Annotated in this window: 12 protein-coding genes; 7 read left to right on the forward strand and 5 right to left on the reverse strand. The window is 49.4% G+C overall.

Going from position 1 to position 13,643, the window contains the following annotated elements:
- Positions 1 to 3: 3 nt before the first annotated feature.
- On the forward strand, positions 4 to 654 hold the full coding sequence (locus DQM57_RS03255) for a hypothetical protein (protein WP_108043886.1): 651 nt from the start codon (positions 4 to 6) through the stop codon (positions 652 to 654).
- 495 nt (positions 655 to 1,149) lie between these two features.
- Here DQM57_RS03255 and trmB read toward each other — a convergent pair whose 3' ends face one another.
- The 4 genes from trmB to DQM57_RS03285 form a co-directional block, all read right to left on the reverse strand.
- Positions 1,150 to 1,866 carry a tRNA (guanosine(46)-N7)-methyltransferase TrmB gene (gene trmB, locus DQM57_RS03270; RefSeq protein WP_108043884.1) on the reverse strand — a complete coding sequence of 239 codons (717 nt, stop codon included), beginning with the start codon at positions 1,864 to 1,866 and terminating at the stop codon, positions 1,150 to 1,152.
- Positions 1,867 to 1,987: 121 nt separating this feature from the next.
- Positions 1,988 to 3,391, reverse strand: a complete 1,404-nt coding sequence (locus tag DQM57_RS03275; protein WP_111726836.1) for a tetratricopeptide repeat protein — start codon at positions 3,389 to 3,391, stop codon at positions 1,988 to 1,990.
- 118 nt (positions 3,392 to 3,509) lie between these two features.
- Positions 3,510 to 5,396, reverse strand: coding sequence for an excinuclease ABC subunit UvrC (gene uvrC, locus DQM57_RS03280; RefSeq protein WP_111726838.1), 1,887 nt, complete (start codon positions 5,394 to 5,396; stop codon positions 3,510 to 3,512).
- A 63-nt stretch (positions 5,397 to 5,459) separates the two neighbouring features.
- Entirely contained in the window at positions 5,460 to 7,622 is a 2,163-nt protein-coding gene (locus DQM57_RS03285) for a heavy metal translocating P-type ATPase (protein WP_111726840.1), read from the reverse strand.
- 187 nt (positions 7,623 to 7,809) lie between these two features.
- Here DQM57_RS03285 and trxB point away from each other — a divergent pair, with 187 nt between their 5' ends.
- The 6 genes from trxB to mltB all read left to right on the forward strand — a co-directional run bounded on the left by trxB (position 7,810) and on the right by mltB (position 11,535).
- Positions 7,810 to 8,754, forward strand: a complete 945-nt coding sequence (trxB, locus tag DQM57_RS03290; protein WP_111727628.1) for a thioredoxin-disulfide reductase — start codon at positions 7,810 to 7,812, stop codon at positions 8,752 to 8,754.
- A gap of 148 nt (positions 8,755 to 8,902) precedes the next feature.
- Positions 8,903 to 9,271 carry a 30S ribosomal protein S6 gene (gene rpsF, locus DQM57_RS03300; protein WP_002232587.1) on the forward strand — a complete coding sequence of 123 codons (369 nt, stop codon included), beginning with the start codon at positions 8,903 to 8,905 and terminating at the stop codon, positions 9,269 to 9,271.
- Positions 9,272 to 9,574 (forward strand): primosomal replication protein N, encoded by a 303-nt coding sequence (priB, locus tag DQM57_RS03305; protein WP_108044409.1) that lies wholly within the window; start codon positions 9,272 to 9,274, stop codon positions 9,572 to 9,574.
- Positions 9,575 to 9,580: 6 nt separating this feature from the next.
- On the forward strand, positions 9,581 to 9,811 hold the full coding sequence (gene rpsR / locus DQM57_RS03310) for a 30S ribosomal protein S18 (RefSeq protein ID WP_002213306.1): 231 nt from the start codon (positions 9,581 to 9,583) through the stop codon (positions 9,809 to 9,811).
- A 16-nt stretch (positions 9,812 to 9,827) separates the two neighbouring features.
- Positions 9,828 to 10,280 carry a 50S ribosomal protein L9 gene (gene rplI / locus DQM57_RS03315; RefSeq protein ID WP_111726842.1) on the forward strand — a complete coding sequence of 151 codons (453 nt, stop codon included), beginning with the start codon at positions 9,828 to 9,830 and terminating at the stop codon, positions 10,278 to 10,280.
- A 202-nt stretch (positions 10,281 to 10,482) separates the two neighbouring features.
- The gene (mltB, locus tag DQM57_RS03320; protein WP_111726844.1) at positions 10,483 to 11,535 is read left to right on the forward strand and encodes a lytic murein transglycosylase B; all 1,053 of its coding nucleotides are present in this window, start codon (positions 10,483 to 10,485) and stop codon (positions 11,533 to 11,535) included.
- 61 nt (positions 11,536 to 11,596) lie between these two features.
- On the opposite strand, the gene DQM57_RS03325 is transcribed toward mltB, so the two are convergent.
- Entirely contained in the window at positions 11,597 to 13,609 is a 2,013-nt protein-coding gene (locus tag DQM57_RS03325) for a site-specific recombinase (protein WP_505755981.1), read from the reverse strand.
- Between the last annotated feature and the right edge of the window lie 34 nt (positions 13,610 to 13,643).

Below are 13,643 nucleotides of genomic sequence, written 5' to 3' on the forward strand. Positions count from 1 at the left end.
AAAATGGATAAAATCTTAGAGATAATTATTAAATACCTTGAAGAAGGCAACTATAAGATCGCAACAATAATTATAGGATTATTGTTGCTAGTAGTTATTGTTTGGAAATCCAAAGATTTTTTAGAATACTGGTCTAATAGACAAAATTTTCGCCGGAGGCTTTTAGAGGAAATTATTAATAAAATACAAAAAACAGAAATAAAAAATTTCTTGGAGGGTGAGTTAATTAAAGAATATTTTGTCCGCGTATTTAAATTTAATGCGGAAGTTATATTTATAGAGAAATTGATTGATTTCCATTCCTTTTTAAATGGAGAGTTTACTTTTAATCAAATTATAAAGAGTAGGAGGTATATAAAATTCAAAGAAGGGAAACTTTCTATTAAGACTTCATTTGTTGATTGGGTAATGGATGCACTAATATACTATGTGATTGCTTTTATATTATTTATATACGCTGCATCGATAATATTGATGTCAACTTTTGTATCTTGGCAATATAGTTTACGTGGGTTGTTTTTATTTATTGCAGGAGTAGTCATTTTGATTTTCAGTGTATTGATACAGATCCAAGCAATCCCATACAAAAATGCAAAAAAATTACAACGTAAATTAGAACAATTTAATAATCGACAATTAGACTATCATATTTAATAAATGTATATAATAAAGCAAGCGAGCGTAGGTTGGGTCAAGCAACCGTAGGTCGGATACTTGTATCCGACAAAACCTTTAATATTCCCGTTGTTGCAATCCATTGCAGCAATACCCAAAATGTCGGATTCGAGAGTCCGATCTACGGAAAACTAAAGATTTTATGTGGGCTACGGCTTACTTGTTGAGTTTAGATTTCATATGGGCTACGGCTTGCTGTAAATTTTGATAGAGATTACTTTTTAACTGTAAGCAAGCTGTATCCTTACCTACCGCGTGCGTGGCTGCGCCATACACCCTATCTGCGGGCGGCACAAACTTTAAAACCGATGCGCAGGTTAAAACCTACAAGGATGCGTGCGGTATACATGTGTTTTTGCCGTTCAAACCATTGTTTTAAACCTTGTATCGAAACATCACTCGCGCTTTATCTTAAAAAAAATGCCGTCTGTAAGCAAACATGCTTCAGACGGCATTTTTTTATCCGGCGGTCTGTTATCCGATCCGTTTGAATACCAAGTCCCAAACGCCGTGTCCGAGGCGTTTGCCGCGCGCTTCGAATTTGGTTTCGGGGCGATAGTCCGGGGTGGGGGCGTAGTCTGCCGCCGTATTTTGCAGGCTGTTGAAGCCGCTGAGGACTTCAAGCATCTGCTGTGCATATGCTTCCCAGTCTGTCGCCAGGTGGATATAGCCGCCGGTTTTGAGTTTGGGCAGTAGTTTGGCGATGAAGGGGGCTTGTATCAGGCGGCGTTTGTGGTGGCGTTTTTTGTGCCACGGGTCGGGGAAGAATATGTGGATGCCGTCGAGCGAGCCGTCTTGCAGCATATTTTCGACAACTTCTACGGCATCGTGCCGCATCACGCGGATATTTTCCAAATGGTTTTCTTCTATGAGTTTGAGCAGATTGCCTACGCCGGGACCGTGTACGTCGATGGCGAGAAAGTCGGTTTCGGGCAGCCTGCAGGCGATTTCTGCGGTTGCCGTCCCCATACCGAAGCCTATTTCGAGGATTTTGGGTCGGCTGCTTCCGAAACGGGCATCGAGATCGGCCGGTGTTGCTTGGTAGTCGATGCCGAAGCTGTCCCATAAGGTATCGATGGCGCGTTGCTGTGCGGCGGTCATGTGGCTTTGGCGGAGGACGAAACTGCGGATGCTGCGGGGATGTTCGGCTTGCCAGTTGTTTTGTGTTTGGTTTTCGGCGGTGTCTGTCATAATGCTTTCGTGCGGTTGTGCAATCAGGATGCCGTCTGAATGTGAAATGTCTGTTCGGACAGCGGGAAGGGAAAGGGGCGATTATACCTGTTTCGTTTTTGCGAGGTAAATGTACTGGTGTTCAGACGGCATTTTGCCACTGTTGTAACAGTTCTTGCAGAAAGCTTTTTTGTTCGTGTCCGCTGTTTATGGCTTCTTGCAGGTAGAGGCAGGCTTTTTCGTTGTCCGGTTCGACGCCTTGTCCGTTGTAATGGATGCAGGCGAGGTTATAAAGTGCCATGCTGTCTTTTTGCGCGGCGGCTTTTTCAAACCATTTGCGTGCTTCATTGTAGTCAGTGTCCATACCCTGTCCGAAGTAATACATGCTGCCCAGATTGGTTTGGGCTTTGCTGTGGCCGAGTTCTGCTGCTTCTGTGTAGAGTTTGAGCGCTGCTGCGTATTCGGGTGTGCATTGTAATCCGTAATGCAGTGCTTGGGCTTTTTGATAAAGCTGCTCTGCCCTTTGGCATTTGATGGCGGAATCTTTTATGCCGCCATATTGCTCGGGATGGTTTAACGCGCTGTCGGATACGAGTTTCTGATGCGCGGCAAGGCTGCCGGCTTCGGCTGCCTGCCGGTAATAATGCCGGGCTTTTTCTTTATCGGAAGCGATGCCCAGACCGTAGCGGTAGATGTCGCCCAGTATCCGCAAACCTTCGGGATGGCGTTCGGCTGCGGCTGCTTCGGCATGACGTAGGGCAAGTTCGTGGTTTCTTTCCAGATGCTTGCCTTGTAGGTAGATGTCGGCAAGTGCGGCATGAGCTTTATGGTCATTTTCCTGTGCGGCCTGTTGGAACCAGTGAATGGCTTCATCAGGAGCCGTAGGTAGGATGAGCTCGGCAAGCGGGGTGTAGGCGGGAATGTATCCTTGTTGTGCGGCGGCGCGCAAATGATTGATGGCTTGGGTCGTGTCGGTTTGTGTCCCTTGTCCGAAACGGTATTGAAGGCCGAGCTGCCATTGTGCCGCCGCCAAGCCTTGTGCTGCAGCCTCGCGGTAGAGAAGATGTGCCGTTTCAAAATCCGGTGGCGTACCGTACTGGCAGTATTGGGCAAGCAGATATTGTCCGTGGGGGTTATTGTTTTTTGCGGTTGTTTTTGCCCATTTCAGGGCTTCTTCAAAATGCCGGGACGCATACAGCAGGTACATCAGGTGGACTTGTGCTTCAGGCAGCCCTTCCTCTGCCAACGGTCTGTAAAGCAGTTTCAGGGTTTCAGGGGGTGCACCTTCCAATTCTTGGATATATGCCAAATTGTAACGTGCATAGGGATGCCCCTGTTCGGCGGCGATGCGGAGCATTTCTATACCCTGTTTGCAGTCTTGGTACGGGCTGTTTGTATCAAGCAGGTGTTTTGCCAACTCGAATGCGGCGGCCGTATGGCCTGCCGATGCTGCCTCTGTAAGCAGGCGGTGGACTTCGCTAAAGTCAAATTGTTCTTGAGACAGGCATTCTAAGGCTTGATGATAGAGTAAGTCGGAATTATTCATGTCAGATGGTTCTCCGCTGTGCCGAATCATTATTATTTGTTATCAAGTTAGCTTTAGGGTGGTAACCTAGTTTTACTATATCATATTTTTACAGACGGATTTTGTCTTTGACAGCATGCTAATGCAGATGCTCGTAAATGATTTCCGCCAGTGCTTTGCTGATGCCTTCGACTTGTTCCAAATCCTCTTTGCTGGCGGCAACGACGCCGCGCAGGCCGCCGAAGCGGGTGAGTAGGGCTTGGCGGCGTTTGCTGCCTACGCCGGGGATGTCGCTGAGTGATGAGGTAACGCGGGCTTTGTCGCGTTTTTTGCGGTGGCCGGTGATGGCGAAACGGTGCGATTCGTCGCGCACGGTTTGCAGGAGGTGCAGGGCGGGGCTGTTGGGCGGCAGGCGGAAGGTTTCGCCGGTGAACGGGAGGATGAGTTCTTCCATACCGGCCTTGCGTTCGGGGCCTTTGGCAATGCCGACCAAGGGGATGTGCAGCCCGAGTTCTTCCCATACGGATACGGCGATGCCGATTTGTCCTTTGCCGCCGTCAATCAACACGACATCCGGCCATTTGACGGTCTCGCCGTTGGCTTCGGCTTCCTGCATTTTGCCGTAACGACGGGTGAGGACTTCACGCATGGCGGCGTAGTCGTCGCCGGGTTTGGCGGTGGTGATGTTGTAGCGGCGGTATTGCGAGGGTTGGATGTTTTGTTCGTCGTACACGACGCAGGAGGCGATGGTGGCTTCGCCTTGAGTGTGGCTGATGTCGAAGCATTCGAGGCGGTTGAGGTCGTCTGAATTCATGTTTAGGATTTTTGCCAACTCGTCGATGCGGTGTTGCTGGCTGCTTTGTTGCAGGCGGCGTTGGGCTATTGCCATCTGTGCGTTTTGTTCCGCCATTTTCAGCCAGACTTTGCGTTCGCCTATGGTTTTGGTTACGAACTGCATTTGTTTGCCGTGCTCACCCTCTAGGGCTTCTTTCAATGCGTCGGGGACGGGGAAGTTGCTGATGATGATGTCGGGTTTGCTTTTGCCCAGATAGTGTTGGGCGACGAAGGCTTCGGCGTAATCTTGCCCGTTTGGTTCGGGGTCGTTTTTGGTGTCGGGGAAGAAGCTTTTGTCGCCGACGTGCCGCCCACCGCGTATGCTGACCCAGTGTACGCAGACAAGGCCGTCTGAAACGGCAAGCGCGAGCAGGTCGATGTCGTTGGGGTTATTCGGGTTTTTGCTGTCGATGAACTGGTTGCTCTGCATGATGCCGAGTGCTTGGATTTGGTCGCGGTAGCGGGCGGCTTCTTCAAATTGTAGGTTGGCGGCGGCGGTCTGCATTTTGTGTTGCAGGGTGCGGGTCAGTTCGTCGGTTTTGCCGTTGAGGAAGGTGGCGGCTTGGCGCACGCTGTCGCGGTAATCTTCTTCGCTGATGTGGCCGACGCAGGGCGCGGTGCAGCGTTTGATTTGATACAGCAGGCAAGGGCGATCGCGGTGTTCGAACACGCTGTCTTCGCAGGTGCGCAGCATAAAGACTTTTTGCAGGACTTGGATGCTGTCGCGCACGGCGTTGCTGTTGGGATAAGGGCCGAAGTATTGGTTCGGCTTTTTCAGCGTGCCGCGGTAATACGCCATCTGCGGATATTGATGTCCGCTGAGCATGAGGTAAGGATAGCTTTTGTCGTCGCGGAAGAGGATATTGTATTTGGGCGACAGGGCTTTGATGAAGTTGTTTTCGAGAATCAGCGCTTCGGCTTCGGAGCGGGTGATGGTGGTTTCGATGTGGTGAACCTGTTTCACCATCAAGGCGATGCGCGGAGAATGGTCGTTTTTCTGGAAATAGCCGGACACGCGTCGCTTAAGGTTGACGGCTTTGCCGACGTATAAGACGTTGCCGCCTTCGTCGAAAAAACGGTATACACCGGGCAGATTGGGCAGGTTTTTGAGGAAAAGTGGGATGTCGAAGTGTTCCGGAAAACGGGTTTCTGTATTCATATCAATTATTTGAAAAACGGCTTCAGACGGCATATTACCATATCGCTGGGGGCAGCCTTATCTGTTCGGACAAGGCTGCAGGGCGGTTACATGCTGCTAATCGATTTTTACCCGTTTCAGGCGCAAGGCATTGCTCAACACCGAAACCGAGCTTGCCGCCATTGCCGCGCCTGCGATGACGGGGTTTAAAAAGCCAAGTGCAGCGAGCGGAATGCCCAAGATATTGTAGAAGAAGGCGAAAAACAGGTTTTGCTTGATGTTTTTCAAAGTCACCTGCGATACCAACAGGGCATCGGCTAGTTGGTTGACCGAATGCTGCATCAGCGTGGCGGATGCGGTGTGTTCGGCAACGTCTGCGCCGCCTTTCATGGCGAAGCTAACGTTGGCGGCGGCTAGTGCGGGCGCGTCGTTGATGCCATCGCCGACCATTGCAACGGTTTTACCGGCAGCTTTGAGTTTCTGCACTTCGGCGGCTTTGTCACGCGGACTCATGTTGCCGAAGGCGTGTGCGATGCCCAGTTGTTTGGCGACGTATTCGACCGTGCCTTGGTTGTCTCCGCTCATGATGTAAACGTCGATGCCGTGTTTTTTCAGACGGCCTATGGCTTCGGCGGTATCGGCTTTCAACGCGTCGGCAAGTGCAAATGCGCCAATTGGTTTGTTATCGACTGAGACTGCAACAATGCTTGCAATATCCCAAACGCCGTCTGAAAACTTCGGCAAGGTCAGTTCGGCAAAATCAAGTTTGCCCGCTTTCACTAAGCCAACGCCTTCGACTTCGGCGGTAATGCCTGCGCCGACAACGGTTTGTGCGTTTTGTGCGGCGGGGATGTCCAAGCCGCGCGCTTGGGCGGCGGAGACGATGGCGCGGGCAAGCGGATGGGCGGCGTTTTGTTCGACGGCGGCGGCAATGAGGTACAAATCGTCTTCGTCAAAGCCGCTGTCGGGAACGCAATAAACGGCAGCAACCTGCGGCCTGCCTTCGGTCAGCGTGCCAGTTTTGTCCAACACGACGGCATCGACATGGGCGGCTTCTTCCATCGCCGCCGCGTCTTTAAACCAAATGCCGTGTTTCACCGCTTTACCCATGCCGACCATAATCGCGGCGGGCGTCGCCAGGCCGAGCGCACACGGGCAGGCAATCACCAAAACGGCAACGGCGTGCATCAGCGCAACCGTCCAATCGCCTTTAATCAGCCAAGTAACAATAAAAGTCAAAAGCGCGATGCCCACAACAGTTGGCACGAATACCGCCGCCGCTTTATCGGCTACGCGCGCAATCGGTGCTTTACTACCTTGTGCTTCAGAGAGCGCATTCATCATGTCGCCGAGTAGGGTTTGGCTGCCGAGCTGCGTAGCGCGGTACACCACGCTGCCTTCGGTCATCAGCGCACCGGCCAACACTTTGCCGCCCGCCTTTTTCTCTTCAGGATTGGATTCGCCGGTGAGATGGCTCTCGTCTGCCCAACCGCTGCCGCTTTCAATAATGCCGTCGGCGGCAATGCGTTCGCCGTGATTGGCGCGGATAAGGTCGCCGATTTGTACTTGGTCGATGGGAAGCTGTTTCCATTCGCCGTTGCGTTGCACGTTGACTTGGGTCGGCGTGAGTTTGAGCAGCAAGCCCAAGCTGTTCAGGCTGGATTTTTTGGTGCGGTGTTCCAAAAATTTACCCAGCGACACAAAACCAATCACCATCACGCCTGCTTCAAAATACACATGCGCCATGCCGTGAGCCGCGTGCGGGCTGAAAAACAGCATATAAACGGAATACAGATAAATCGACACCGTGCCGATGGTAACGAGCACGTCCATATTCGCCAGTCCGCCCTTGATGCTTGCCCACGCGCTTTTGTAAAACGGGATGGCCAGCCAAAGTTGCACTATGCTTGCCAGTACAAATTGCCATACAGGCGGAATCATCCAATCGTGCCGCCCGATCATCATGCCTGCCATGCCGATAAGGAACGGGATGTTTATGGCGAACAGCAGCCACAACCGCCAGCCGATATGGTGTTCTGCTTCGGGTTGCGGCAATGTATCTTCCATTTTTTCCTTCGCGCCGTAACCAGTTTTCTCAATGATTTTGGCGATGTCGCTGGCGGAGATTTGGCTGTCGTCAAACGTAACCTGCGCCTCCTCGCTGGCGAAGTTCACCCCCGCCGATTCGACAAAATCTTTTTTGTTCAACACTTTTTCAATACGCGAAGCGCAGGCCTGACAGGTCATGCCTTCGATTTGGAAACGGACTTTTTGTTGCATAATTTCGTTCCTCCTTTGATGTTCAGGCGGTATAAAATCCAAATGTGTCTAAGTCGGATGTTATGGTTTCAACGCCTCACATCGGACAGTGCTGGCTGTTTCAGACATCCAAGTTGTGCTTATATGTTTTGCATCAAACCAATTTGCAGTAGAATTCCTCGGTCTGCATATAGCGAAAGAAGAAATCATGAGCAACCACCATAAACTGATTATTTTAGGTTCGGGTCCGGCAGGATATACGGCTGCCATTTATGCCGCACGTGCCAATTTAAACCCCGTCATTATTACAGGTATCGCGCAAGGCGGGCAACTGATGACGACGACCGAAGTGGACAACTGGCCTGCCGATGCCGACGGTGTCCAAGGTCCGGAATTGATGTCTAGATTCTTGGCGCACGCTGAACGTTTTGGAACGGAAATTATTTTTGACCAAATCAACGCAGTCGATCTGCAAAAACGCCCCTTTACACTCAAAGGCGATATGGGTGAGTACACTTGCGATGCTCTGATTATAGCAACAGGCGCGTCCGCAAAATACCTCGGTTTGCCGAGTGAGGAAGCGTTTGCGGGGAAAGGTGTTTCCGCCTGTGCCACATGCGACGGTTTCTTTTATAAAAACCAAGATGTCGCCGTGGTCGGCGGAGGTAATACGGCGGTCGAAGAGGCGCTTTATCTTGCCAATATCGCCAAAACCGTTACCTTGATTCATCGCCGCAGCGAATTTCGTGCGGAAAAAATCATGATAGACAAGCTGATGCAGCGTGTTGAGGAGGGAAAGGTTATCCTCAAATTGGAAAGCAACCTGCAAGAAGTATTGGGCGATGACCGGGGCGTAACCGGTGCCATGATTAAAGGTAATGACGGTTCCGATGAACAAATTACGGTCAGCGGTATATTTATTGCCATTGGACACAAACCGAATACCGATATTTTCAAAGGACAGCTGGAAATGGACGAAACCGGCTACTTGAAAACCAAAGGCGGTACGGCGGACAATGTCGGTGCAACAAATATTGAAGGCGTTTGGGCCGCCGGCGATGTGAAAGACCACACGTACCGTCAGGCAATTACCAGTGCGGCCTCCGGATGCCAGGCGGCTTTAGATGTGGAACGCTGGTTGGGCAGCCGGTAATTCTGATTAAAGCTTAAAGTGCAACCAAGGTTTTTGTATCAAATTCCTTGATTTATTTTCCAAAGGCCAATATAATGCCTGCTCTTTGAACCTTGCCTTCTGCTTTCGCATGGCAGAAGGCTGTTTTTACCATCCATAAGGAGATAACATGCGTCATTACGAGATCGTGTTTATCGTTCATCCTGATCAAAGCGAGCAAGTGCCCGCTATGGTTGAGCGTTACAAAACCATGATTACCGAGGCAAACGGTAAGATTCACCGTCTGGAAGATTGGGGTCGCCGCCAACTGGCTTACCCGATTAACAAAATCCATAAAGCACATTATGTTTTGATGAACATTGAAACCACTCCCGAAGTTGTTGAGGAGTTGGAAACCGCGTTCCGTTTCAATGATGCGGTATTGCGTCATCTGACCATCAAAACCAAACACGCCGTTACCGAAGCATCCCCTATGTTGGGTGGTGAAAAGGCTAAGAACCTGTTGAGCGGTGCGTCTGAAGAAGCGGCTGCCCAATAATTGGGATTCAATAATCTTGTTTCGCTTGCAGCGTTGATTGAAAAGGCTTTACCTATTCGATATACGCCTGCCGGAATCTCTGTCTTAGATATTATTTTGAAGCATGAATCATGGCAGAAAGAAAATGGGCAGCAATGTCTTGTCCAATTAGAAATTCCGGCACGGATTTTAGGCAGGCAGGCGGAAGAGTGGCAGTATCGGCAGGGTGTATATGTTCACGTCGAAGGTTTTTTAGCTCAAAAAAGCAGACGTTCCCTTATGCCGATGCTCAGAATACAAAATATTAAAGAATATAAAGGTTAAACGACAATGGCTCGTCAATCATTCAAACGTAGAAAATTCTGCCGTTTTACGGCTGAAAAAATCCAAGAAGTCGATTACAAACAAGTTGATTTGCTGAAAGACTTTATCTCTGAAAACGGTAAAATCATTCCTGCCCGCATTACAGGAACGAAGGCATTCTACCAACGTCAATTGGCTGTTGCAGTAAAACGTGCACGTTTCTTGGCGCTCCTGCCTTATACCGACCAACACAAATAATTTTGGAGTTTAAATCATGCAAATTATTCTGTTAGAAAAAATCGGCGGTTTGGGTAATTTGGGCGACATCGTTACTGTAAAAAACGGTTATGCCCGCAACTTCTTGATTCCTGCTGGTAAGGCAAAACGTGCTACTGAAGCGAACATGAAAGAGTTTGAAGCACGCCGCGCAGAACTGGAAGCCAAACAGGCTGAAATTTTGGCAGATGCCCAAGCCCGTCAGGAAAAATTGGATGGTCAAACCATTACAGTTGCCCAAAAAGCAGGTGTGGACGGCCGTCTGTTTGGTTCTGTTACCAATGCTGACATTGCAGCTGCAATTGTTGCGGCCGGCATCGAAGTTGCTAAAGCGAATGTACGCCTGCCAAACGGTCCTTTGAAAGCCGTTGGCGAGTATGAAGTAGAAGTTGCTTTGCATACTGATGCTGTTGCTAAAATTACTGTTGCCGTCGTTGCTGCAGCTGAGTAATTGAAATTATCAGAATGCCGTTTGAAACCATGTTCCGATTATCGGTAAGGTTTCAGACGGCATTTCTTTTACTTTTAAATTTCCAATGAGGAAAGTGCGCAGTTTTTTTGCTGCTTCCGCATATCGGTATCGTCGGTGTGTCGGTTAATAATGTTATGTTGCCGTAACTGTTTTTATTTTCTGTATCTGTTTGGGGTTTTCTATGAAAACGATAAAAATACTTCCGTTGGCAATTTGTTTGGCAGCTTTGTCTGCCTGTACGACGGTTAAGACAATTGAGAAAGAAGGAAATGAACGTCCGCAATTTGATGTTGTGGCAGAATCAGTATCCAGCAGCGGATTTGCTGCCAATGCCAATGTCCGCCGTTTTGTGGATTATGAGGTTGAAAAGGGAGATTTTTCCCGAGTGGAATTAGGGAATTTTTTTGATAATGCGGTTTATAAGGCAAACATTATCAATATCGTGTACAAACCTTCTACATCCAGACCGTGGTATGAATTTAAGGTTGGTAATTCGGGAGCTGCAAAATTTAACGGGGCCCGAAAGTTTTATTCTGAAAATCAGGCGGTAATTGAAAGAGTGGCGGATGAATATGGCGTACCTGCCGAACTTATCGTGGCGATTATAGGGATTGAAACGAATTACGGTAAGAATATGGGCAGTTTCCGGGTTGCCGATGCATTGGCAACTTTGGGCTTTGATTATCCCCGCCGTGCCGAGTTCTTCCAAAAAGAATTGGTTGAGCTTTTGCGGTTGGCAAAGGAAGAGGGCAGTGATGTTTTTGCTTTTAAGGGCAGTTATGCGGGTGCAATGGGTATGCCACAATTTATGCCTTCGAGCTACCGGAAATGGGCGGTAGATTATGACGGAGACGGACATCGGGACATATGGGGCAATGTTGGCGATGTGGCAGCCTCTATTGCCAATTATATGAAACAGCACGGTTGGGCGACCGGAGGAAAAATGCTGGTACCCGTTACGCTGACGCCGAGTGCGGATATTCAAGCCATAATTGGAGAAAAAACGGCATTGGTGCGGACAGTTGCAGACCTGAAGGCTTATGGTATCAAACCTCAGGAAGAGGTTGCAGATCATGAAAAGGCAATCTTGTTTAGCTTGGAGGTTAAACCCGGCGTATTTGAATATTATTTAGGTTTAAACAATTTTTATACGGTTTGGCAATACAATCACAGTCGGATGTATGTAACGGCAGTCAGGGATATTGCCAATTCGCTTGGAAAGCCTAAATTGTAAGTTTTAATTTGTGGTATCAATACCGTCTGAAACGTTGATCTGTTTAAGGCGGTATTTTTGTTTATGGAATTTTGGTTTGTTTTTTTGTTATATTTTTGTTTTCTAACTCTGTGGAGATAGGGAAAAATAGTATAAAGGGATTGGTTTTAATCTGATTCCAGAAACTTTTGATTAGGTTGCGGATGCTGCTGATTTTTGTGCCTCGTGCCCTGAGGGCGACAAATAGTGCAAGGCTAAAACTCACGCAGAGGTTGACCAGACCGATGGCAAGAATGTTTAGAATGCCAAGGGTGAAGCTGATAATACCGATATTGCCGCTGACGGAGGCATAGCCGAGGTTGGCGGATGAAAATGCGACGTGGCGGATGTCCAGGGGGAGGCCGATAAGTTGGCCGATGTAACCCGTCATACCCAGCAGCATCCCGAAGATAAAGTTGCCGGCTAAGGAGCCGTAGTGTTTGTGTATGTAGGAAGCAAGGGCCCGACGGGGTTTGGGGCGCATGATTTTGCGCAGCAGCGGGTTAAAGGGAAGACGCTGGCGAAGGTTGAGGTAGTCGGCACGGTTATCGAAAAAACCTGCGATGATTCCGGAACAAAAGAGCCATACCCCTGCGATAGCGGCATACCAGAGGGTGGGTTGGGTAAAAATATCGATTGATTTGAATTGGTAGGCGGTGGTATGTGCATCGAGTATGGGTTGTCGGTACAGATAGGTATAGCCGATTGATATGGTACATGCCAAAAGGATGGCGACGGAGACATTGCCGAAAACGGCGACACTTTGCGAGCGGCATACGTCGATTAGGAGTTTGGCAAGTTTATTGTCCGCTGCTTTGCCTCCTTCGTTGAGATCGACCTGTTCGGCGAAGCTGGCGGCGGTCATGGCGGGCTGTTTCGTTGCAACAGTGCAATGCAGTATGTGGATGAGCATGAAGCCTATGCCGTAGTTAAGCCCGGATAGGAAGGCTGTGGCAAAGGGGCTGAAACCAAGTGTGCCGATATGGATTTTGTGCAGTGCCATCAGGGAGATGATGACGCCGCCACCCGCTGCGGAGTAGAACATTTTGAAATATTCTTTGCGGTTGCGGGTAATGTAGTGTTCGCCGTGGTTGCTTTTATTTTCAGTAATGCTGCGGGCGAGCATCCTGATGCTGCTGCGGCGCAGGTGGCGGGTGCTGTATTGTTCGACTGCGGCATAGATGAGGGAGTTCATCAGGGCAATGGTAAGCCGGCTGTGGTTGCTGATATCGGTTTGAATGTCGGTCAGGAGTTTCAGACGGCATAGGGTCTGTTGGAGTCGTTCGAGCAGGTGGGCAACCTTTACGGATGATCCCGAACCTGCACCCGTACCTCGACGGCGCAAGTAGTCGATTTGGGTTCCGCATTGGTCGAACATAACTTCAAGATGTGCGGTATCGTAAGGATTGTGCTCTTTTCGGTAGTGTTCGACCAGCTTGGCAGTTTCGCGTTGGAGGGCGACAAAAGGTGAGTCTGCCTCAAGCAGGCGAGGTGCAATGCGGATGAGGTCGGGTTCGATGGCTTCGGAGGCAATCCAAATGGCAAGCATTTCAATAGCGCGCAGCCGGGCATCGGCAAGTTGTCGGCATGCTGTTTGCAACAGTGCGGGTTCGGCATTGGCGCGGATAAGCTCGTATAGTCCCAGCCACTGGCGGATATGGAGGGTTTGCAGCCATTTGTCGTCGTTTTCGGAGTGGAAAAGGTAGAGGAATACTTCACGCAGGTTGGCAAAGTCTTTGTAGGATGGGCTGAAGCGTTCGTATATGCGTATACCCATTTCCCGGGAAAAGCTGTGGCGCGAGAAAATACCGAGTTTGATAAGGGCGGGGTAGATGTGGACTTGGGAAAGCCATGTATAGAAGCGTCGGCTGAAATGGCGGCAGAGCACTTCGTCTTGTTTGAGCGTGGTAATGATTAAATCGAAGTGTTCCGCAGCCTGTTTTTTGCCGCCGCGGCGGATGAATTTGATTAACGCATTCAGGATGAGGACGAAATCGGTATCGTTCAGACTTTCGGAAAGGAGCGGATGCAGGTTTTGCCGGGTAATTTTCTTCATATTCGTAATTATACCGTATTGATTTCCAGTAGAC

Origin of the sequence: Neisseria cinerea, from assembly GCF_900475315.1 — a bacterium.
GTDB classification, from domain to species: Bacteria; Pseudomonadota; Gammaproteobacteria; order Burkholderiales; family Neisseriaceae; genus Neisseria; species Neisseria cinerea.

What these genes read in the sequence shown, in the direction of transcription:
- trmB (WP_108043884.1), bottom strand. Translation starts at nt 1,866, where the DNA reads ATGACAGACACCGCCGAAAACCAAACACAAAACAACTGGCAAGCCGAA.
- DQM57_RS03285 (WP_111726840.1), bottom strand. Translation starts at nt 7,622, where the DNA reads ATGCAACAAAAAGTCCGTTTCCAAATCGAAGGCATGACCTGTCAGGCC.
- uvrC (WP_111726838.1), bottom strand. Translation starts at nt 5,396, where the DNA reads ATGCCGTCTGAAGCCGTTTTTCAAATAATTGATATGAATACAGAAACC.
- rpsF (WP_002232587.1), top strand. Translation starts at nt 8,903, where the DNA reads ATGCGTCATTACGAGATCGTGTTTATCGTTCATCCTGATCAAAGCGAG.
- trxB (WP_111727628.1), top strand. Translation starts at nt 7,810, where the DNA reads ATGAGCAACCACCATAAACTGATTATTTTAGGTTCGGGTCCGGCAGGA.
- mltB (WP_111726844.1), top strand. Translation starts at nt 10,483, where the DNA reads ATGAAAACGATAAAAATACTTCCGTTGGCAATTTGTTTGGCAGCTTTG.
- DQM57_RS03255 (WP_108043886.1), top strand. Translation starts at nt 4, where the DNA reads ATGGATAAAATCTTAGAGATAATTATTAAATACCTTGAAGAAGGCAAC.
- rpsR (WP_002213306.1), top strand. Translation starts at nt 9,581, where the DNA reads ATGGCTCGTCAATCATTCAAACGTAGAAAATTCTGCCGTTTTACGGCT.
- DQM57_RS03325 (WP_505755981.1), bottom strand. Translation starts at nt 13,609, where the DNA reads ATGAAGAAAATTACCCGGCAAAACCTGCATCCGCTCCTTTCCGAAAGT.
- DQM57_RS03275 (WP_111726836.1), bottom strand. Translation starts at nt 3,391, where the DNA reads ATGAATAATTCCGACTTACTCTATCATCAAGCCTTAGAATGCCTGTCT.
- rplI (WP_111726842.1), top strand. Translation starts at nt 9,828, where the DNA reads ATGCAAATTATTCTGTTAGAAAAAATCGGCGGTTTGGGTAATTTGGGC.